The organism is Microbispora triticiradicis (genome assembly GCF_005864065.1).
Lineage (GTDB): Bacteria > Actinomycetota > Actinomycetes > Streptosporangiales > Streptosporangiaceae > Microbispora > Microbispora triticiradicis.
In genome coordinates, this window is sequence record NZ_VANP01000005.1 from 414,800 (window position 1) to 436,478 (window position 21,679).

16 protein-coding genes are annotated in these 21,679 nt (G+C 72.9%); 6 read left to right on the forward strand and 10 right to left on the reverse strand.

Annotated features, from left to right (window positions below):
- The first annotated feature begins 19 nt into the window (after positions 1-19).
- The gene (locus FED44_RS15980; RefSeq protein ID WP_117408533.1) at positions 20-3,376 is read left to right on the forward strand and encodes a DUF4082 domain-containing protein; all 3,357 of its coding nucleotides are present in this window, start codon (positions 20-22) and stop codon (positions 3,374-3,376) included.
- Here FED44_RS15980 and FED44_RS15985 read toward each other — a convergent pair.
- From FED44_RS15985 to FED44_RS16015, 7 genes are all read right to left on the reverse strand, one after another.
- Positions 3,368-4,420, reverse strand: coding sequence for a glycosyltransferase family 4 protein (locus FED44_RS15985; protein ID WP_117408532.1), 1,053 nt, complete (start codon positions 4,418-4,420; stop codon positions 3,368-3,370). The genes FED44_RS15980 and FED44_RS15985 overlap by 9 nt on opposite strands.
- Before the next feature lie 79 nt (positions 4,421-4,499).
- A complete protein-coding gene (locus tag FED44_RS15990; RefSeq protein ID WP_117408531.1) occupies positions 4,500-5,792 on the reverse strand; it encodes a lipopolysaccharide biosynthesis protein in 1,293 nt (430 codons plus the stop codon).
- A 3-nt stretch (positions 5,793-5,795) separates the two neighbouring features.
- The gene (locus FED44_RS15995) at positions 5,796-6,935 is read right to left on the reverse strand and encodes a glycosyltransferase (RefSeq protein ID WP_138461150.1); all 1,140 of its coding nucleotides are present in this window, start codon (positions 6,933-6,935) and stop codon (positions 5,796-5,798) included.
- 9 nt (positions 6,936-6,944) lie between these two features.
- Positions 6,945-8,219 carry a hypothetical protein gene (locus tag FED44_RS16000; protein ID WP_138461151.1) on the reverse strand — a complete coding sequence of 425 codons (1,275 nt, stop codon included), beginning with the start codon at positions 8,217-8,219 and terminating at the stop codon, positions 6,945-6,947.
- Positions 8,216-9,319, reverse strand: a complete 1,104-nt coding sequence (locus tag FED44_RS16005) for a glycosyltransferase (RefSeq protein ID WP_165900803.1) — start codon at positions 9,317-9,319, stop codon at positions 8,216-8,218. Before FED44_RS16005 ends, FED44_RS16000 begins: the two co-directional genes overlap by 4 nt.
- Before the next feature lie 37 nt (positions 9,320-9,356).
- Positions 9,357-10,088: a class I SAM-dependent methyltransferase gene (locus FED44_RS16010; protein WP_165900802.1), complete on the reverse strand. Its 732-nt coding sequence runs from the start codon at positions 10,086-10,088 to the stop codon at positions 9,357-9,359.
- A 142-nt stretch (positions 10,089-10,230) separates the two neighbouring features.
- Positions 10,231-12,489 carry a hypothetical protein gene (locus FED44_RS16015; protein WP_138461152.1) on the reverse strand — a complete coding sequence of 753 codons (2,259 nt, stop codon included), beginning with the start codon at positions 12,487-12,489 and terminating at the stop codon, positions 10,231-10,233.
- Positions 12,490-12,787: 298 nt separating this feature from the next.
- Between FED44_RS16015 and FED44_RS16020 the strand changes: the two genes are divergently transcribed.
- From FED44_RS16020 to FED44_RS16040, 5 genes are all read left to right on the forward strand, one after another.
- Positions 12,788-13,948, forward strand: coding sequence for a glycosyltransferase (locus FED44_RS16020; protein ID WP_244301976.1), 1,161 nt, complete (start codon positions 12,788-12,790; stop codon positions 13,946-13,948).
- Positions 13,945-14,889: an NAD-dependent epimerase/dehydratase family protein gene (locus FED44_RS16025; RefSeq protein ID WP_138461153.1), complete on the forward strand. Its 945-nt coding sequence runs from the start codon at positions 13,945-13,947 to the stop codon at positions 14,887-14,889. The genes FED44_RS16020 and FED44_RS16025 overlap by 4 nt, the downstream gene beginning before the upstream one ends.
- 65 nt (positions 14,890-14,954) lie before the next feature.
- On the forward strand, positions 14,955-15,953 hold the full coding sequence (locus FED44_RS16030) for an NAD-dependent epimerase/dehydratase family protein (protein ID WP_117410289.1): 999 nt from the start codon (positions 14,955-14,957) through the stop codon (positions 15,951-15,953).
- On the forward strand, positions 15,950-16,978 hold the full coding sequence (locus FED44_RS16035; RefSeq protein ID WP_138461154.1) for a glycosyltransferase family 4 protein: 1,029 nt from the start codon (positions 15,950-15,952) through the stop codon (positions 16,976-16,978). Before FED44_RS16030 ends, FED44_RS16035 begins: the two co-directional genes overlap by 4 nt.
- Positions 16,979-16,983: 5 nt before the next feature.
- Complete coding sequence (locus tag FED44_RS16040; RefSeq protein ID WP_138461155.1) at positions 16,984-18,384, forward strand: tyrosine-protein kinase domain-containing protein; 1,401 nt, start codon at positions 16,984-16,986, stop codon at positions 18,382-18,384.
- A 98-nt stretch (positions 18,385-18,482) separates the two neighbouring features.
- Here FED44_RS16040 and FED44_RS16045 read toward each other — a convergent pair whose 3' ends face one another.
- From FED44_RS16045 to FED44_RS16055, 3 genes are all read right to left on the reverse strand, one after another.
- On the reverse strand, positions 18,483-19,076 hold the full coding sequence (locus tag FED44_RS16045) for an arsenate reductase/protein-tyrosine-phosphatase family protein (RefSeq protein WP_117410286.1): 594 nt from the start codon (positions 19,074-19,076) through the stop codon (positions 18,483-18,485).
- A 75-nt stretch (positions 19,077-19,151) separates the two neighbouring features.
- Positions 19,152-20,921, reverse strand: coding sequence for a DUF4012 domain-containing protein (locus FED44_RS16050; protein ID WP_138461156.1), 1,770 nt, complete (start codon positions 20,919-20,921; stop codon positions 19,152-19,154).
- Between the two features lie 36 nt (positions 20,922-20,957).
- Entirely contained in the window at positions 20,958-21,644 is a 687-nt protein-coding gene (locus FED44_RS16055) for a hypothetical protein (RefSeq protein ID WP_138461157.1), read from the reverse strand.
- Between the last annotated feature and the right edge of the window lie 35 nt (positions 21,645-21,679).

Here is a 21,679-nt window from a genome sequence, read left to right on the forward strand (position 1 = left end):
CGCGCGTATCTTCGGCACCATGCTGACGGCCGCGGCCGTTCTGCTCGCCACCGCCTGGGCTCCGGTGCCCGCCGAAGACCTGGGCCAAGGTGACGTGAGGATCGTAAGCACGAGCCCCTCCGGCTCACCGCAGGGCACGCCCACCCCCGACGCCAAGGTTTCCCCCGCTGCTCCCACAGGTGCCGCCACGGACGGCCACGCCCCGCCGGCCCCCATGCCACCCGGCACACCCGGGACCGTGCAGGCGGCCCAGGCTGCCCAGGCGGCCGAGGCGATCCCCACGGCGGACGCGCGGGCCGCACGCCTCGGCGGCTGGCGGCACCTGCGGCTCGGCCACCGCCGGGCGTCCCGTCAGACCTGCCCGCCGACGTCGATCATCTGCATAGAGAACAGCCTGCCGGGCAGTCCGCCCTCGGAGTGGGACGTGCCCGGTGCGGGCAGCCCGGCGATCACCGGTTACGCCACCCAGATGAGCGTCAACGCGGGACAGACCCAGCAGTTCAAGGTGAACGCCCCCTCGATCACCTCCTACCGGATCGACATCTACCGGGTCGGCTACTACAGCGGCCTGGGCGCGCGGAAGATCGCGACCGTCAACCCGTCGGTCCCGCTGCCGCAGTCGCAGCCGGCCTGCCTCAACGACACGACGACGGGACTGGTCGACTGCGGCAACTGGAGCGTCTCGGCGTCCTGGGCCGTCCCGGCCGACGCCGTCTCCGGCGCCTACCTCGCGAACTTCGTCCGTACGGACGGCACCAGCGGCGTCAGCCAGAACATCTTCGTCGTCAGGAACGACGCGCGTAACTCCGACATGCTCGTGCAGACCTCCGACGCGACCTGGCAGGCGTACAACACATACGGCGGCAACAGCCTGTACAAGGGCCTGCCCGCGGGCCGTTCCTTCAAGGTCAGCTACAACCGCCCGGTCATCACCCGCGCCGGATGGCCGGAGACCTACTTCTTCAACGCCGAATATCCGATGATCAGGTGGATGGAGTCCAACAGTTACGACGTGAGCTACACCAGCAGCGTCGACACGGTGACCAGCGGCTCCCAACTGCTCAACCACAAGGTGTTCCTCTCCTCGGGACACGCGGAGTACTGGTCGTCGGAGATGCGCGACAACGTCGTCAACGCCAAGAACAAGGGCGTGAACATCGCCTTCTTCACCGGCAACGAGATGTTCTGGAAGACGAGGTGGGAAAGCAGCATCGACCCCTCGGCGACCCCGAACCGGACGATGGTCTGCTACAAGGAGACCGTCGCCAACATGAAGATCGACCCGAGTCCCACCTGGACCGGGACCTGGCGTGACCCGCGTTTCGCCCAGCCGCCCAACGGCGGCTTTCCGGAGAACGCCACGACCGGCACGCTCTTCATGATCAACGGCAACGTCAACAACGCGATCACCGTTCCGGCGGAGTACGCCCCGATGCGCCTGTGGCGCAACACCTCGGTCGCGAACCTGCAGCCCGGGCAGGTCGCCACGTTCCCCAACGGGACGCTGGGCTACGAGTGGGACCAGGCTCCGGACAACGGCTTCGCTCCGGCGGGGCTGGTGCTGCTCTCCCGCACCACCCTGGCCAGCCCCAACAAGTTCCTGCTCGACTTCGGCGCGACGTACGGCGCCGGGGTCGCCACACACAGCCTCGTCCTCTACCGCGACCCCAGCGGCGCGTACGTCTTCGGCGCGGGGACCATCCAGTGGTCGTGGGGGCTGGACGCCGTCCACGACCGGCCGGGCACGCCGACCGACATCCGGATGCAGCAGGCGACGGTCAACCTGCTCGCCGACATGCGGACGCAGCCGGCCACCCTGCAGCCGGGCCTGGTGCCGGCCACGCCGTCGACCGACACCTCTCCCCCGACCTCGACGATCACCACCCCGTCGAGCGGCGCCTCGGTGCCCGGCGGCACCACCGTGACGATCGCCGGAACCGCCTCCGACACCGGAGGCGGCGTCGTGGCGGGGGTCGAGGTGTCGGTCGACGGCGGCACCACGTGGCATCGGGCGACCGGCCGGACCACCTGGCAGTACGCGTGGACGACGACCAGCAACCAGGGCCCGGTCACGATCAGGTCCCGGGCCGTCGACGACATCGGCAACGTCCAGCGCACCCCGGCCGGCAGGTCGGTGACGGTCAACGCGGGATGCCCGTGCTCCATCTGGTCTCCGGACACCGTGCCCGCCACCATCACCAAGGACGACAAGCAGCCCGTCGAGCTCGGCGTCCGGTTCCGCGTGCGGACCCCCGGTTACATCTCCGGGATCAGGTTCTACAAGGGCCCGCTGAACACGGGGACGCACGTCGGCAGCCTGTGGACCAACACCGGACAGCTGCTGGCGCAGGCGACCTTCACCAGCGAGACGGCGAGCGGGTGGCAGCAGGTCGGCTTCTCGACGCCCGTGCCGGTGAACAACGATGTCAGCTACGTCGCCTCCTATCACACCAACACCGGGAACTACTCGGTCAACCGGGACTACTTCGTCACGCAGTACTCGAACGGTCTCATCACCGGGCCGGCGGACGGCGCGGACGGCGGCAACGGGCTCTACACCTACAGCAAGACGAGCACGTTCCCGACCAGCACCTACCGGGCCAGCAACGCCTGGGTCGACGTGGTCTACTCGCAGGCGACCACGCTGTGGGACGAGTCGGCGACACCGGACATCGTCGCCCAGCCCGACAACAAGGCGGTCACGCTCGGCGTCAAGTTCCAGTCCTCCGTCTCGGGCGCCATCCGGGGAATCCGGTTCTACAAGAGCACCCAGAACACGGGGGTCCACGTCGGCAGCCTGTGGACGACCGACGGCCAGCTGCTGGCGAACGTGACGTTCACCAACGAGACGCCGTCCGGGTGGCAGCAGGCGCTCTTCTCCACACCCGTGAACATCACGCCGGGCACCACGTACATCGCGTCGTACTTCACTCCGACGGGGTTCTACTCGCTGGACCGGGACTACTTCACCACCCAGTACAGCCGCGGCCCGCTCACCGCTCCGGCCAGCACCGCGTCCGGGGGCAACGGGGTCTACACCTACGCCGGGGCGAACACGTTCCCGACCGCCACCTACCGGGCCTCCAACTACTGGGTGGACGTGCTGTTCGACCCCGCCCAGATGCAGGCCGCCGCCCGCCGGGCCCTGCGCTACGGAGTGGACCGGGCGTACGGGAACCCGGTGCCGCTCTCGGTTCCGGGGCGACGGCCCGTGGCGCCGTACGCGCCGGCACCGTTCGTCCGCAGGAGCGGCCGGCCCCAGCACGGCACCGCACGGGCGCCGATGCTGGAGAGGCTCCCGTACCTGGTCCCCGGCCCGGCGAAGGACAGGAAAGGTCAAAGGGCCCGCCCGAGGTCGATCACACGATCACGGTGACCCGTACCAGTCCTCGATGCGGGCCGCCACGAGCGGCCAGTCGAGGCCGGCGACGGCCGCCCTGGCGCGCCCGGTCATCCGGGCGCGGGCCTCGTCCCCGTCCAGCACCGACCGCAGGCAGGCGAGGAGGTCGTCGGCCGATCCGCTGCGGAAGACACGGTAGGCCTCGCGGTCGGCCACCACCGGGTCCAGCGTGGCATCGGAGGACACCACCACCGCGGTGCCCAGGGCGAGCGCCTCCAGCGCGGCCGTGGGCACGCCCTCCCCGACGGAGGAGAGCCTGCATGAGGAGAGCACGAACACCTGCGCCCGACTCACCAGCCTGTAGACCTCGTCGCCGGGAAGGTGCCCGGTGAACTCGACGCCCCGCTCCGCGCTCGCCAGACGTTCGAGGCGGGCGCGCTCGGGCCCCTCGCCCACGATGACGAGGCGCATCCCGGGCCGTACGGCGCGCAGCCGGCGGAACGCCTCGATGGTCAGGGCGTGATTCTTGACCGGGACGAGGCTGCCCACGCTGACGATGAGTCCGGGTTCCGGGGTGGCCCGCGACCGGAACGCCTCGAGCCGGGGCAGGTCCACTCCGCTGGAGATCGTGAGGATCGCATGCGCGGGGACGCCGGCTCTGCGCAGGTCGGCCGTGGGCCGGGTGCCGAGCGCGGTGAATCCGGCGACGTGGCGGAAGGCCCACGGCATGATCGCTCGGTGCCGCATCGCCAGCGCGCCGTGCACGGTGACCAGCAGCGGAACACCCAGCCGCCGGGCGACCGGGCCGAGGAAGAGCGCTTCACGGTGGTCCCCGTGCAGGTGCACGACGTCCAGCGGCCCCAGGCGCGGAAGCACGCGGGCGCAGTCGACGGCGAACGCGAGGGGGTCCGACCTTCCGGCGACGGCGCGGGTCACGCGGCTGCGCTCCGGCGTCACCGCCGCGACGCCCGGCGGGACCCCTCCGTGCCGGAGGGCCACCAGCACCTGGTGCCCCCGGAGCGCCTGTTCGTGGGCGACCCGCGCGGTGTGGCGTTCCTTGCCTCCCGGCTCCGGAGGCATCCGGTATGAGATATGGAGAATCCTCACGTCATCCTCTCCGATGGTTCCCGCGCCCGCCCCCGACGCCCGCGGGCCGTCTCTACACGGATCTGCGCGCGCTCACCAGACCGCGGGTCCCGCGCCCCCGGTCGCGCAGCGAGGCGGCGACCCACCGCACATCGGCGGCGCGCGGCAGCAGATCCCCCGCGCCGAGTCCGGCGACCCTGGCGAACCACCCGACCTCCACCGCCGCCATGGCGCCGTAGCTCAGGGTCGAGGCGAGGGCCGCCCCGGCCGCTCCCCACAGTGGTATGAGCACGGCGTTCAGCGCGACGTTCGACGCGAGGGCGCACGCGGCGACGGCGGTCATCGTCATCGGACGGCCCAGCCGCACCAGGTACTGCTCCACCGGCCGCAGCAGCGACCAGGCCACCGTGCCGGGGGCGAGGACGAGCAGCGGCGTCAGGCTCCCCGAGAAGGCCGCGCCGTACAGGGTGGGGATCAGCAGGGGCGAGACGCACGCCAGCGAGCAGACGGCGGCCGACCCGAGCATGAGGTTGAGCCGGACGGTCCGGGCCGTGACGGCCCGGGCCTCGGCCTCGTCCCTGACCGCCTGGCGGGCGACCACGATCTGGGCCAGCGCGTCGGTGGGCACCCTCGACAGGGACAGGAACGAGGTCGCGACGGTGTACAGACCCACCTCGGCCGGTGTCACCCAGACGTTCAGGAGCAGCACGTCGACGGTGAGCAGGAGATGGAACGCGACCGCGCCCAGGTGGTAACGGCCCGACAGCGCGAGCTGGCGGCGGGCGAGCGCCCCCTCCCCTCGCGCCGGCAGCCTGAGCGGCCGGACGAACAGCGCGAAGGGGAGGATCGTGGAGACGGCCCAGCAGGCGACCACCGCCGTCAGCGTGAGCGTCCCCGTGACCGCGAGCAGCAGGATCGGGACGTACAGCACCACTGCGGACAGTACGGTAGATCTGTTGGCCGTTCCGACCCGGGACTGGAGCAGCAGGACGCCCTTCAGGTTGAGCGCCGCGACGCCGAACGGCACGGCGGACAAGGCCATGACCATGAGCTGAGGGGCGACCGGCAGGCCCAGGACGGTCACCACGCAGAAGATCACCGCCCCGGCGGCCGCGCCGAGGACCAGCCCGAGGACCATGGCGTTGCCGACGAGGGGCCCATGGCGGTCCAGGACCGGCCACAGCGCCATCTGCGACCTTCCGACCGACAGATGGCCCACGACCGTGGCGATCCCCGCGGTCGTGGTGACGGTCGCGTAGACGCCCCGCCCCTCGGGTTGCAGGCCGCGGGCGAGGAAGACGCCCGCCACGGCGGCCATGGCCAGCGGGAACGCCTGGCTGGCCATGGTCTGCAGGAAACTCCGCACGCTCTAGCTCCTCCGGCGGGCCGTGAGCAGCCGCCGGTACAGGTCGAGGTGCTCGTCGGTCACGGTCTCGATGTCGAGGTTCCGCCAGGCCCAGGCGCGGGCCGACGCGCCCAGCGAGGCCGCGAGAGCCGGGTCGTCGACCAGCCGGGCGATGCCGTCCGTCAGGGCGCGCGGCGTCCGGGAGGGCACCAGGACACCCCGGTCCTTCAGCAGTTCGGGGGTGCCTCCGACCGCGGTGGCGACGATCGGCCTGCCCGCCGCCATCGCCTCCATGACCGCGTTGCTCAGGCCCTCCGCCGTCGAGGGCAGGGCCACCACGTCGGCGCGGGCCAGCAGTCCCGCGGTGTCCTGGCGGAAGCCCAGGAAACGGACGTCGACTCCCGCCTCCGCGGCCTGCCGCTCGAGCCGCTCGCGCTCCGGGCCGTCCCCGGCGAGCACGAACGTGCAGGGGCGGCCCCGGCGGGCGAGCAGCGCGGCGGCCTCGACGAGGAAGCGCTGCCCCTTGTTCTCGCTGAGGCGGGCGACGCACAGGACCACGGGCAGCGCGGTGTCGACGGGCTCGGGCTCGACCCGGTCGAAGGCCGAGGGCGGGAGTCCGTTGTAGATCACGCTCACCTTGCGGCCGGGAACGGCCTCGACCTCGCGTGTGCCCTGGGCGATCACCGCCGAGTTGGCCACGATGTGGTCGGTCATCCGGTTCACCGCCCGCTCGATCGCGGCCGTCCACGGCTTCTTCGGCCGTAGGTAGCCCTGCGTGCGCCGGGCGGTGACGACCACCGGCACCCGTGCCAGCCGGGCCGCAGGGGTCCCCACGAGGTAGCACTCCCACAGGTAGCCGTGCAGGACCTCGGGCCGGAGGTCCCGCAGCAGCCCGACCAGGCGGGCGAAGGCCTGCGCGTTGCCGGGCGGCGGGACGATTCCCTCCGGGTTGCGGGAGAAGCCCAGATAATGCACGTCGATCCCGGCCGCGCGCAGGTCGTCGGCGTGCGGGCCGCCCCTGGACATCACGAACACGTGGACCTCGACGCCCCTGTCCCGCAGCCGTTCCGCGAGCAGGCACAGTTGTCTCTGGGCGCCTCCGAGCCCGAGGTGCCCGATGAAGAGCACGACGCGCCGCACTTTGCCTTCGTCTGCCGGTGCCATCGGACGACCTCACGTTCCGCGTATGAGTGAGCCGGGAGCTTCGGGGTCGGTGGCGCGCTCCTCCGGTGGCCCGGCGTACGGCCGCGTCCTGCTCCACGCGATCGCCGACAGCAGGCTCGTCACCATCACGATCGGGATGCGCTGCCGGAAGATCAGGCCGATGTTCGACATGGTCGTCGCGTACGCGATGGAGGCGGGCACCAGGAACAGCATCAGGATCAGGAGCGTCCTGCGGTCGTGGCGCCACAGGTGGCGCGCGCCCTGGGCCGCGCAGAAGAGCAGCCAGTACCAGAGCAGCGTGTCGATCTTGCCGAGCTGGAGCGCCATGCTCCCGCTCGCCCACGGGAAGGGCGACAGCAGCGTGTAGGCCAGCTTCGGTCCCAGGTCGCTCCACGCGTTGCCGCCGTCGTCGAAGACGACGCCTGATCCGCCCTCGGCGTTCGCGAGCCGGGTGTGCTGCGACTGCCCGCGGTCGAGTTGCGCCTGCATCGTGCCGAGCGGCCCGCCGTCCTGGTCGAGGCCCTGGTCGAAGCCCTGCAGCAGGACGAGGACCGGGATCAGCACGACGGCGAAGATGACGAGGCTCCGGCCCGACAGCGCGTGTTTGACCCGGACGGCCCCGGCGAGCAGCGGCAGGCTGCACATGAACACCATGTAGGGGCGCACGTTCCACAACGCCCAGAGCAGCGGGCCGAGCGCGGCGACCTTGAGCGGGTCGAAGCGCCGCAGGTTGGACACGGCGAGGCCCAGGCACGTCACCACGAGGAACGCGTTGAATCCGTCCTTGAACATGTCGGAGGTGTGCAGCAGGAACCCCGGCAGGAACGCGGTGAGCACGAGGAGCCGGAACGCCGCCCGCTCGTCCGCGCCGAGGAGCCGGGCGAACCTGTACAGGACGACGCACAGCCCGCAGCCGAGCGACGCCACGACCGCGGTGCAGGCCAGGGGCGCCTTCCCGCCGCACAGGTACATGACCAGCGCGAAGACGTGGCATGGGACCGCCACGCCGTAGACCGACCCCAGCTCGTCGGAGGTGACGTAGTGCACCCCGTTCCTGTGCCACAGCTCGACGATGCCGAGCGCCCTCGCCTCGTAGGAGTAGTTGTCCCCGCCGTATCCCAGGCCCGACCGCATCAGCAGGACGTGGACGGCCAGCCGTACGGCGAAGGCGGCCAGCAGCACGGGGAGCACGCGCCACGCCACCCGCGGCTTGAGGCCGGCGTGCACGACGACGACGAGCAGCACCGCGGCGGCGATGACGACGATGTACTCCACCGGCGTCACCCCACGTCCCTTGAACAGGCCTCGGCGTACAGCGCGTCGAACCACTCCGCGGCCCGCCTGATGTCCACCAGGTCGGCGCTCTCCCGGGCGCCCGCCCGGAGCCGGGCCAGCGTGCCGGGCCGCATCGCCCGCAGGATGCCCTCGGCGAGCCCGTCCGCGCTGCCCGGCGGGGTGAGCACGCCGTTGCGGCCGGTCTCGATCAGGTCGGGCACGCCCCCGACGGCGGTGGAGACCACGGGAACCCCCGCGGCCAGCGCCTCCATGACGACGACCGGCAGCCCCTCCCAGGAGGAGCTGAGGACGAGCAGGTCGGCGGCGGCGATCAGCCGGCCCGCGTCGGGCACGTGGCCGGCTATCCGGACGGCGGCGTCGAGCCCGAGCGCGGCGATGCGGCGGGCCGTCGGCTCCAGCTCCGGGCCGGAGCCGGCGAGCAGGAAGACGGCGCGCGACTCGGCCGCGACGACTCTGGCGGCGGCGTCGACCAGCAGCCTGTGGTTCTTCTGCGGCCGGAAGTTCGCGACGTTGACGATGAGGAAGGCGTCATCGGGGACGCCCCGCTCCCGCCGGGTGACGGCGGCGAGCGCCGCCCTGTGTCGCTGCTCCGCCACGCGCACCCCGTGCACGCAGGTGGCCGGGGCGCGACCGCGCCTGCCGGTACGCGCCCGGGCGACCTGGGGCGAGACCGCGACGATCCGGCTGTCCAGCCATCCGGTCAGCCGGTCGAGCAGCATGGTCACCGGGCGGTAGCGCACGTTGTGCACCGTCGAGACCAGGACCGGCCGGGGACGCCAGAGCCGGGACACCGGCCGCAGCAGCGCCCCGGGCAGCGGCGAGTGCAGGTTGACGACGTCCGGCCGCAGGCGCCTGACCTCGTGGAGCAGGCGCGCGAGCCGCAGCGGCCGCGGGCAGGCGGTGAGGTCGACGACCTCGATCCCCGCCGACCTGAGCCTGCCGGTCAGCTCGGAGGTGGAGGCGCTCAGGCACACGACCGTGTAGCGGTGCGCCTGCCGTGACGCGGCCAGCAGCCGTTCCACGAGGAGCACCTCCGCGCCTCCGACGTCGAGCGTCTTGATCACTTCGCAGACATGGACACAGCGCATCGCGCTCGATCCCCTCGCAAGGCGTTCCATCGGGGTGCTAGCGGCGCTCGACGGCCCGCAGCCCCGAGCCCGTGACACCGATGTACTTGCCTTCGTAGGCGAAGACGCGGAAGAGCGGCTGCCGCTCGGCGTACTCCCGGAAGACCAGGTTGTCCTGGATGTCGTCCATCACGAGCACGTGCCTGCCGGTCAGGTGGGGCCGTACCCGCCGGAGGAAGAACTCCCGCCCGTGCCTGGTCTTGTCCGAGTCATAGTGAACGAGATCGACCATCGTGTCCGGGGACAGGAATTCCTCGAGATTGCGGCGGTCGCCCTTTATCCGCAGGGACCATCGGCTTTTCAGGTCATTCGGCACGACATATCCGATATAGCGCTCGGGGTGGGCGAGCCGGAAGAACGGGAAGTCGCTCGACATCAGCCGGCCGAATCCGTTGACCCGCATCGCAGCGAGCATCGCCGCGGTGGACCATCCGGCCGCCACCCCGGTCTCCAGGGCGAGCGCGGGCCGTACGACCCTGGTCAGCAGATAGAGCAGTTGCATGCCGCCGGCCCCGCCCAGGTTCACCCCCGCCGCGGCGAGCGCCTCCATGCGCGGCCGGGCGAGGTCCGCGAGGGACTCGGCGAACTCCTTGCCCTCCCGCCACAGGACCGGGTCGACGCCGTCGCCCCAGGCGTCCATGTCCTCGGCGTGTTTCGCCGCCCAGGCGCGCGCGGAGCTCCTCTCCCGGTCGTGCCCCTGGCTCAGCCGAGACCATATTTTCCGCGTCATCACGGGGAGATAAGCGGGGCGGGCGGCATTTCTGGCGACGACGCGAATATCCATGGTCGAAGGATACGGCGACGGTCTATTCGACAGCCGGAGCGCCACCGGAATATCTCGGAAAACAAAGCGGGCGGCGGTGTCCGGGAATTCACCCGGCACGGTAGATCGTGTAATCACCGGCGCGATATGCGGGTGCGCCTCCCGGATTTCCGCCCAGCCCCTCGAAGACGAGCCAGCGCACACCGTAACGGTCGCGCAGGCGCCTGCTCGCGGCCGGGGAGGGAGCGAGGAAGGCGGCGTCGTTGTCCCGCAGTCGCTCCCGGTCCCAGAACGGGATGTTCTGCACCGGCAGTCCAGGATGCCAGCGCGCCATGTTCGACGACGTGTAGGTCCAGCCCTCGACCAGCACCCGTCGTTCGGCCAGCGCGGCCAGCCAGAGATGACGGTTGTCACAGGGGTTCCGGTATCCCCACCGGCAGTGGGCGTTCGTCGCGACCAGGTCGCCGGGGTCCGAGTGCGCCCGCAGCCACCGGGCGGCCGCCACGGTCCCGGCGGGGACCGCCTCCGCGGACGCCCCACTCCGGTGAGCGGCGGCGCCCCCGCCCCCGCCGTACGGGACGGCCCTCGCGATCCACGCCCCGGGCAAGCCGACGGCGCTGACCATGAAGACCACGAAGGCCCAGACCCGCGCACGGGCCCATCCCCTGACGAGGAGCACGAGGGCGGCCGACGCGACGGCGACCGCCAGCGCGGCGTACGGCCGGAAGAGGAGGGCCTCCGGGAGGCCGGGCTCCAGCGGGACCGCGACGCCGGCGACGACCCGGAGCAGAACCTCCACCAGCACCCCGGTGCCGACGGCCACCGTCACCGCCGTCTTCGACAGCCGCGCCCTGGCCCGCACCTCCGCCAGCCCGCGGACCGCGACGATCGCCAGGTAGGGGATCGCCCCCGCCAGGAAGTAGATCTGGCTCATCTGGCAGTGCCCGAACACGACCACCGCTCCCAGGCCCGACGCCCCCATGCCGGTCAGCAGCAGCGGTCCCGGGCCCATAGGCGCCCGCGACCGGCCTACCAGCCCGGCGGCTCCGAACCAGACGACCGTCCAGCACAGCGCGTACAGGAGCGCGCCCCCCAGGGGCGCCGCGCCGCTCCCCGGCCGGCCGGTCAGCTCTCCCCAGGTGAAGCGCATGAGCGAGAGTGGATCCACGACCATCCCGTTGCGCGCGCCGCCGAACAACACGAACTGCGCGTACAGGAGACACGCCCCGGTCATCACCGCCGCACCGAGCAGCGCCCGGGGAAGCCTGCGCCGCCTGGCCGCCTCGACCGCGCCCACCGCCGTCAGCCCGGCGGCGAGCAGTGGCAGTTGCGTGGCCTTGGCGCCCATGACCCCGACGAGGAAGGCGCCCAGCAGGACCCACCGGCCGGCGTCACCGCGGCGTTCCAGGATCTCGATCACGAGCAGGACGACGGGCGCGAACAGCAGCGCCCCGAACGTCTGCGACGGGCTCGTCCACGACAGGACCCGCCAGGTGAACACCCCCGTGGAAGCGCCCAGGTACAGGCTCGGGGCCGCGACGAAGAACGTGCCGGCGACGGCGGCGAGCGCTCCCGCCCGGGAGCCGGCGACGCGCCGCGCGATCATCGTGAGCAGGACGACGAGCGCGGCGAGCACGGGGAGCATGCCGAGGCGGAACAGCAGCACCAGGGGCTCGATCCCGGTCACCCAGCTCGCCGCCGCGAGGTGCGCGTACACGAACCAGTGGTAGAGCAGCGGCTCGCCCGCGACCATGGGCGCGGTGGGCGGCATGTGGTGCTTCAGCTCGCCGAGGAGTGCCAGGTGGTACGGCAGGTCGACGTTGGAAGCCGCCATGCGCGGCCAGGTGAGCGCCGCCTGCCGGTAGAAGGTGACCGCGCTCCAGGCGACGAGGACCATGACGGCCAGTGACAGGGCCCACGACCACCACAGCGGCGCGGGCGGCGCGGGCGCGCGCGACACGCGACGGCGCAGCCTCGCCGACGCGGCGACGGCCGCGTACGTGGCGGCCGGCCACGCCAGGACGAGCAGCGGCGCCCCGGCGGCCCGGGCGGCGGCGTAGACGACGACCTCGGCGACATAGCCGAGCGCGACGCCCAGCGCGATCTCCTCGGCCAGGGTGCGGCGGCCCCGATACAGGGCACGCACCAGCAGCGTCCCCGGCAGCGCCACGCAGGCGGCGAGGTAGGCGGCGAAGACGAGCAGGTCCCTCACGGACACGCCGTAGAGCACCGCCGCGCCCCCCGTGAACGCGGTCGCCGTCGCCGCCGGGAGCCATCTGCCGAGACGGCCCGGCCTCTCGTCGCGCTCCCGGAGAGGAGCGGTGTCCCCCGCCCGTGGCGGCAGTGTGGCGGGCGCTGTCTTGGCCATGGGGCCAACCCTGACGAGCACGGGCGCGATACCGGGGCCGCGGCGCGGGCGGCCGGTCGACTCCTTGCCACTCTTTTGTACGGGCCCCCGGTTCGGGTCGTCGCTCTGCTTTTCCCGACGAAGCGCCCCGGGACGTGCTCGGGAGGTCCTCGATCATGCCTCGGTAGGGAATGCGAAAAGGCTTCGCCGCGGCCGTGACGGTGTCGGCGAAAAGCTCAAATCGCGGGTTAGCTTCTCCGACGTGAACAGGCTCATCACCGAAGAGCCCGTGGTGAGACCGGATGACCGAATTCGGGTCATGGAAATCATCGCGCGCATGAACATCGGCGGCCCGGCCACCCAGATTCTGGGGCTGTGCGAACGGCTGAACACCGAGGAGTTCGACCACCGCCTCTACACCGGGCAGGTCGAGGAGACCGAGGGCGACCGGCTCGGGAACACGGTGGCACGGGTGCACCGCGTCCCCGGCCTGGGCCGCTCGGTCCGGCCCGGCGACGACTGCCGCGCGCTGCTGCGGCTGGCCGCCGAGATGCGGGCCTTCCGGCCGCACATCGTGCACACCCGTACGGCCAAGGCGGGCGCGCTCGGCCGGGTGGCGGCCCGCCTCGCCCGGGTCGGTCCGGCATGGGGCGGGGGGCGGACCGTGCACGTCTTCCACGGCCACCTGCTGCACGGCTACTTCTCACCCGCGAAACGCCGCCTCTACGTGGGGGTGGAGCGGCGACTGGCCGCCATGACCGACCGGCTGGTGACGGTGGGCGCCAACGTGCGCGACGACCTGCTCGCGGCCGGGATCGGCCATCCCGGGCAGTACGTCGTGATACCGCCGGGCGTACGGCTGGGCGGGGTGCCCGGCCGCGAGGCCGCCCGCGCGGAGCTGGGCCTTCCTCCGGACGCGCCGGTCGTCGCCTTCGTCGGCAGGCTCACCGGGGTGAAGCGGCCCGACCGGTTCCTCGCGGCCGCGCGGGCCGTGCTCGCCCGCCTGCCCGCCTGCCGGTTCGTCGTCTGCGGCGGCGGCGAGCTCACGGACGAGGTGGAGCGGGCCGCCGCCGGCGCCGCACCGGGCGCCTTCCACCTCCTGGGGTGGCGGGCGGACGTCGAGACCGTCTACGCGGCGGCCGACGTCGTCCTGCTCACCTCCGACAACGAGGGCACGCCGCTGACGTTGATCGAGGCCGGCATGGCGGGCACTCCCGTCGTCGCCACCCGCGTGGGCAGCGTCGAGGAGGTCGTCCGGCACGGGGTCACCGGCCTGCTGGCCGCCCCGGACGCGGGCGAACTGGCCGAGCACGCCTTCCGGCTGCTGACCGATCCGGTGCTCGCCCGCCGCATGGGCGAGGCCGCACGCCGCTGGACGACGGAGTCCTTCGCGGTCGAGCGCCTGGTGGCCGACACCGAGGCGCTCTACCGGTCGCTGTACGCCGCGTCCAGCCCGTCGTTCCCAAGGAGAATCGCATGAGAGTCCTGGTCACCGGAGGCGCCGGCTTCATCGGCGCCAACCTCTGCCGGGCGCTGACCACCCGGCCCGAGGTCGAGAGCGTCACCGTGCTGGACGACCTGAGCAGCGGGGACCCGGCCAACCTCGCCGACGTCGGGGCCGACCTCGTGACCGGCAGCATCCTCGACCGGGACCTGCTGGCCGAGCTCGTGCCCGGCGCGACGCACGTGATCCACCTCGCCGCGCGGCCCTCGGTGCCCCGGTCGGTGAAGGACCCGCTCGCCTCGCACGCCGTCAACGCGACGGGGACACTGCACGTCCTGGAGGCGTGCCGGGCCACCCGCCCGCATGTGATCCTGGCATCGTCCTCCTCTGTGTACGGCGACGGCGCCGAGGCCTACAAGCACGAGGACCTGCCGGCCCGGCCGCTGAGCCCGTACGGCGCGAGCAAGCTCGCCACGGAGGCGTACGCGCTGGCGTACGCCGCGAGCTACGGCCTCCCCGTGCTGCCGTTCCGCTTCTTCAACGTGTACGGCCCGCTCCAGCCGGCCGGGCACGCGTACGCCGCGGTGATCCCGGCGTTCGTCGGCGCCGCGCTGGCGGGGCGGCCGGTCCCGATCCACGGCGACGGGCGGCAGGCGCGTGACTTCACCTACGTGGGCTCGGTGGTGGACGTCCTCACCGACGCCGCGGCACGCCGGGTCACCAGCGGCACGCCGGTCAACCTGGCCTTCGGCACCCGCGTGTCCCTGCTCCAGCTCAAGGACGCCCTGGCCGCCGTCCTCGGCCGGCCGGTCGAGGCGGAGTTCCTGCCACCTCGCGCGGGCGACATCCGCGAGTCGCAGGCGTCGGCCCGCCTGCTGCTCGACCGGCTCCCCGGCGTCCGGCCGGTGCCGCTGGAGGAGGGGCTGCACCTCACCGTGACCTGGTTCGAGAAGACGTCCGGCGCCGGGAGCGCCTGACACACCACCTTCGCGCACGAAGTCCTATTGCGATCCTGTCAACCTCCACTTGCTGGGAGAAGGCCTTGACCACGTCAAGCGGGAACACCTATCTGATCACCGGCGGGAGCGGCTTCGTCGGATCCCACCTGACCGACGCCCTGCTCGCTCGCGGCGACTCGGTCGTCGTCCTGGACGACATGTCGACCGGCCGCCCGGCCAACCTCGCGCACCACGCGGGTGACCCGCGGCTGCGCGTGGTCCAGGGCTCGATCCTGGACGAGCTCGCGGTGGACCACCTCGTGCACGAGTGCGACGTGGTGGTCCACCTTGCCGCCGCCGTGGGGGTGAAGCTGATCGTCGAGCAGCCGCTGCGCTCGCTCACCACCAACATCCGCGGCTCGGAGATCGTCGTGGAGGCGGCGCACCGCTACCGGCGGAAGATTTTGGTGACCAGCACGAGCGAGATCTACGGGAAGAACTCGGCCGGCCCGCTCCCGGAGTGGTCCGACCGGATCCTGGGCAGTCCGGACGTCGTCCGCTGGGCCTACAGCACGGCCAAGGCGGTGGAGGAGATCCTGGCCAACGCCTACCACAGCGAACGCGGCCTGCCGACGGTCGTCGTCCGGCTGTTCAACACGGTGGGGCCGCGGCAGAGCCCGGCGTACGGAATGGTCATCCCCCGGCTCGTCCGGCAGGCGCTGACGGGCGTGCCGCTCACCGTGCACGGCGACGGCACGCAGACCCGCTGCTTCGCACACGTACGCGACGTCGTGCGGGCCCTTCTCCTGCTGCTGGACGACGACCGCGCGGTCGGCGGGACGTTCAACGTCGGCTCGAGCGACGAGGTGAGCATCCTGGAGCTGGCCAAGCTGATCGTCGAGCTCACCGGGAGCACGTCCGGCGTCGATCTCGTCCCGTACGCCGAGGCGTACGGCAAGGGCTTCGAGGACATGACACGCCGGGTTCCCGACACCGGCAGGCTGCGCGCGCTGACCGGGTGGACGCCGGCCCTGTCGCTGGACGACATCCTGCTGGAGACCATCGCCGAGGCCCGCGCGGAAATCGCGGCCACGGGCCGGTGAACGGCGCCACCGCCCTGGTCATCGCGATCAGCGCCTTCGTCGGCTGCGCGGCGGCGACCCCCGTGATGCGGCGCCTCGCGCTGCGGTGGGGACTCACCGACAGGCCCGGCGGGCACAAGTCGCACCGGCGGCCGACGCCCTATCTGGGCGGGATCGCCATCATGCTGTGCACCGTCGTCCCCCCGGTGGCGCTGGCCGGCGCGGCCTGCCAGCGGATCGCCGGCATCCTCGTCGGCGCCGTGGCCATGGCCCTGCTCGGGCTGATCGACGACATCGCGCCGCTTCCTCCGCCGACCCGGCTGGCCGTACAGGCGCTGGCGGCAGGGGTGGCCGTGACGAGCGGGGTCGTCGCGCCGGTGACCGGGACCTGGCCGGACGTGCCGATCACCCTGCTGTGGATCGTCGTGGTCACCAACTCGTTCAACCTGCTCGACAACATGGACGGCGCGCTGGGCGCGGTCACCGTGGTCAGCACCGCGCTCCTGGCCGCCGCCGCCTTCGTGTCCGGGCGTCCGGAGACCGGCCTGCTCCTGGCCGCTCTGTCCCCCGCCGCCCTGGGGTTCCTGCTGCACAACTGGGCGCCGGCGCGGATCTTCATGGGGGACGCCGGTTCGCTGTTCATCGGGTTCGTGCTGGCGTCCTCGGCGGCACTGGTGATCACCGGCACCGGGACCGGCACGGCGGTCGCGGGCCTGCTCCTGCCGACCTTCGTCGCGACCGTGGACACCGGGATCGTGCTGCTGTCGAGGCGGAGGGCGGGCCGGCCGCTGCTGCAGGGCGGCTCCGACCACCTCTCACATCGACTGCACCGGCTCGGTCTCGGCAAGCGGCTCACGGCCCTCGCGCTCGCCGCCCTCGCGGCCGCCGCCAGCCTGGCCGACCTGGCGATGACACTGGGCTGGATCGCGCCGGCCGGCGCGGCGATCGGCGGCATCGCCGCCGCCTGCGTCGCCGCCGTGCTGCCGCAGCGCGTCCCGGTCTATCCGCCGGCCCGTCCCCGGACCTCTATCCCTGTAAGGGGCTGACACCGATGGAACTGCTCTATTACGCGCGGCTGATGCGCAGATACTGGCCGCTCCTGCTGCTGTCCGTGCTGGCGGGCGTGGGAACCGCCCACGTCGTGACCGTCAACACCCCGCCCAAGTACCTCGCGTCGATCACGATGCTGGTGTCCGCCGACGCCAGGGACGGTGGTCTTTCGACCGCGCTCCAGGCGGGGGCGCTGTCCCAGCAGCGGGTCCAGTCCTACGCCACCTTGCTGACCAGCCGCCAGGTGGTCGGCCGGATCGCCCGTGGGGAGGACGTCACCGACCTGCAGGCCAGGATCACTGCCGATGCCATCCCCGACACGACGCTGCTACGGGCCACGGTCGCCGACAGCGTCCCGGTGCGGGCGGCCGCCCGGGCGAACACGCTGGGCGCCACGTTCGCCGCGCTGATCGACCGGATCGAGCGGCCCACGCCGAAGAGCCCGCCCACGATCCGGGTCACGGTGATCGACGAGGCCGAGGTCCCCAGGGAGCCCGTCGCACCGCAGCCCTTGACCAACATGGCGCTCGGCGCGCTCATCGCCCTGTTCGCGGCCGTCTCCGGCCTCGTTCTGCGCGACCGGCTGGACACGACCGTGAAGACGGCGGAGACGCTGCAGAAGGTAGCCAGGAGTTCGATCCTCGGGGTCATCGGCTACGAACGGGACGCCAAGCGGCATCCGCTGATCCTGCGCGACCAGGGCCGGTCGTCACGCTCGGAGGCGTTCCGGTCGCTGCGGACGAACCTCCAGTTCATCGGGGTGGACAGGCAGCCCAAGTCGCTCGTCGTGACCAGTTGCCTGCCGGGCGAGGGCAAGTCGTCCACGTCGGCCAACCTCGCGATCACCATGGCCCAGGCGGGCTGGCGGGTGGTCCTGGTCGACGCCGACCTGCGGCGCCCCAGCGTCCCCCGCTACCTCGGCATCGAGGGCGGAACCGGGCTCACCGACGTGCTCATCGAGCGGGCACGGCTGCACGACGTCATCCAGACGTGGGGGCAGCAGGGCCTCTCCGTGCTGCCCAGCGGCCGGATCCCGCCGAACCCCAGCGAACTGCTCGGGTCGCGGGGCATGCGCACGGTGCTGGCCCAGCTCACCGAGGAGTACGACATGGTGATCATCGACGCGCCGCCGCTGCTGCCCGTCACCGACGCCGCCGCCCTCGGCGCGATCTGCGACGGCGCGCTGCTCGTCGTGCGGCACGGCAAGACCCGGCGCGAGCAGGTGCTCCGGGCCGGTGAGCTGCTGTCGTCGATCAACGCCCGCCTCGTCGGCACCGTGCTGAACTTCGTGCCCGCCAAGCACGGCTCCTACTACGGGTACGGGTACGGATACGGGTATGACGCGGCCGCCCAGGAGGCCACGCCGGAGACGCCGCAGCCGCAGGCGCCCATACCGGTGTGACGGCACGAGAGCAGGTGCGTGGGGCCGCGTCGGGTGACGCGGCCCCACGCGTTCGCGCGGCGAGCGGCCGGATCAGGCGGCAGGGTCAGGCGGCAGGGTCAGGCAGTCGCGTGCGTCAGCAGGCGGATCGGGGCGGCGAGCGCGTCCGCGATGCGGCGGGCCGCGTCCCGGTAGGCCCTGCGGGAGCCTCCGTAGGGGTCGGCGATGTCGGGCCGCTCCACCCGGACCAGCCCGCGCAGCGCCCCGGTCTCCTCCAGCAGGGCCCGCGCCCGGCGTACGGGACCCTCGTGGCCCGGCACCCGCCCGGCGGGGACCGCGCGGGCCAGCGCGCCGAACTCGACGATGGTGAACGCGCGCGCGGCCGCGACGGGATGCAGGGCCACCGCCGCGGCGCGATGCTCGGACGAGGCCGCCAGCACGAGATCGGCGCCGGCCACCGCCGCGGCGGTGAGCGGGCGTGAGGCGAACCCTCCGGGATCGCCGCCGAGCCGCAGCAGCGCCCCGCACGCCCGCTCGGCCATCGGAAGTCCCGGCCTGGCGTGGGTGCCCGCGCTGCCCACGAGGATCGGCGAGCCCGGCCCGAGCGCGGCCCTGGCGAGCCGCTCGGCCATGGCCGACCTGCAGATGTTGCCCGTGCACACGAACAGGATGCGGAAGGTCTCCCCGCCCTCCGGCGGATGCGTACGCTCCATGGGCGGGACGCTAGGCCGGACCCGGCGCGCCGCCGCTCGCGGCACGCCGGGCTTTAACGGTTCCTGCCGGTCCCCTCAGGAGGGGCCGCAGCCCCTGACGTCTGCCGTCACCAGTGTGCGCTGCGGGCGGACGAGCGGCTGCACCGGGACCACGGGAGCCGCCGCCGAGTACGGTTCGAGCAGGTCGAACTCCAGCGTCCTCGACTGGCCGGGCGCGAACTCCAGCACCTTGGAGTAGACGGGATGGGACCGCTCGGTCTCGGAGTAGAACGAGATCGGCCGGCCGTCGAGCCGGACCCCCGTCGCCTTCGCCCCGATTCCCGCGTACAGCGACACCCACAGCACGTTGGAGCCGGCGGCGTGGGGACGCCGCGGGTCGTCGAGCCGGCCGGTGACGTAGGCGGGCAGCGGCCCGCGCGGCACGTCGTTGGTCAGCCGGACCCGCACCCGCGAGGTGCGCAGCCCGTCCGGACGGCACGGGCCGAGCTCGTAGGTGAGCGAGCGGTCCAGGTAGTAGTCGAGCTTGGTGCCGGCCGAGTTGTTCACGACGAGCCCGGCGTACGGCTCGCGCCGCTCGGGCAGCACCCCGCCGACCGGGGTCGACGCGAGACGGCGCTGCTCGTCCCCGGCCCGGCTCCAGACCGTGAGCCGGCTCTCGCCCACCATGCGCGCGAAGGCGGGCAGCAGCCGCGTGGGCTCCCCCAGCCGGCCGGTCAGCGCCTCGCTGACCGCTCCGGCGATCCTGACCAGGTACTTCTTGCGCTCGGCGGGGTCCGGATAGCGGGCGTAGGCCTCCCGCTCCGTCAGGTCGACGACGTTGCCCGCCGTCACCGTCCCACCGCCGCCGGGAAGCCTCACCGGCCCGATGGCGCCCAGGATGTAGGAGAGGCCGACGGGGTCGGTCGCGATGGCCCCGTCCAGCTCCTGGCCGGTCTGGCGGCGCCACAGTCCGGTCCAGGTGGCCGCGGCGTAGGGGAAGTGCGGGGACAGGTTCGACACCGACAGCGTCGTGGTCGCGCCCCGCCCGTAGCGGGAGGCGAAGGCGGAGCCGAGGTCGGCGACGGGCTCGGCGCTGGCCGCCATGCCGGTGTTGGCGGACAGCCGGGTGACGGACACCCTGCCGCCGTCGGCCTTCAGCACGCCGAAGGCGCCGACGAGGCCGCCGGTCCCGCGGGCCTCGGCGTTCGTCTCGAACGCCAGGAAGTAGCGGCGGGGACCGTCGCGGCCCAGCATGGGCGGCAGGAGGGCGGCGGCCTCCGCCCCCTGGCTCAGCATGCCGTGCAGCCGGCCCGCCTCGCGGAGCGCCGTGTCGCGCGCCCCGTCCAGGGCGGCCAGGCCCGTCGACGCCGGGGTGCCCGCCACCCGCGATCTCGCCGCGTCCACGCGGGTGGCGCCGTCGCGCAGCACCGGCGCCATCGCGTCGAGGGCGGCCAGCGCGCGCCGCAGGTCCCCCCGCGCCCGCGCGCCCGCGGACAGCAACGGCGCGGCCGCGTGCTCCACGCGGGTCAGCACGTCGGTGATGTCCGCGACGGACGCGGCCAGTCCCCGGGTCGTGGCCGCGCCGTCGCCCACCACCGGGAGGTGGGTGAGCAGCGCCCAGTCGGGGCCGCCGGTCAGCCGCCGCGCCTCCGCCGCGTGACCGCGGGCCTCGGCGAGCGTCGCGGCGACGGAGCGGGCCGGCCCTAGGGCGCCCGGCCGCAGCCGGAGCAGGGCGGCCCGCGTCGCCTCCAGGTGGTCGCGCACGCTCAGCCCGAGGTGGGCCGCCCAGCCCCCGGCCAGCACGAGGCCGAGGGCCAGCGACGGCAGGCCGGCGACGACCAGCCTGCGAGTTCTTCCAGGTGTCACCGGGCCGCTGCGCCCCGGACCGCGGGCCACCTGCTTCTATTCGGCATCGCCGGACCGCCGACGCCGCGCGGACAACAGGGTGCAGCCGAGTGCGACGGCCAGCAGGCCCGCTCCCGCGACGGCCACGCCCGCGGGCGCGCCCGTGAACGGCAGGCGGCCGCCTCCCGAGGCCTGCGCGGGAACACCGCCGGTCGGCGCCTCTCCGGCGGCCGGCCCGCTCTCGAAGGAGCCCTCGGACTCCTCCTCGCCGGGCATGTCCTCGTTCTCGTCGGCGCGCTCCTCCTCTGCCTCCTCCCCCGGCATCTCCTCGGACTCGTCCTCGCCCTCCGTCTCCTCGGGCGCGACGGCCTGTACGGGCTCCCCCTGCGCCTGCTGCCCGGCGTTCTGCACCGGTGCGATCCCGCCCGCGCCGGCGGGCGCGACGATGGGCTGCGCGTTCCCGTTGTTGGTGTCGTTGGTCGTGGAGACCTGCGGCCAGCTCCAGCCCTGCCAGTTGTTGTTCGGCCACCAGAAACCGTTGTTGTTGTTGGTGGTGTGGACGGGCTGCACCTCGGCCTGCTCGTTCTCCTGCACGGCCGGCGCCACGACCCCCGGGTCCACCACGTTCTCCACGCTGATGGGCCTGGGCGGGTAGACGCCGTCGCCCGACGGCAGCACCGTGGACCCGACGGACTCCGCGGCCGCGACCCCGGGGATCCCGAGGGTCAGGCCGCCGGCGACCATTGTCGCCAGAAAAATTGGTCTTTTAGTTTTACGCG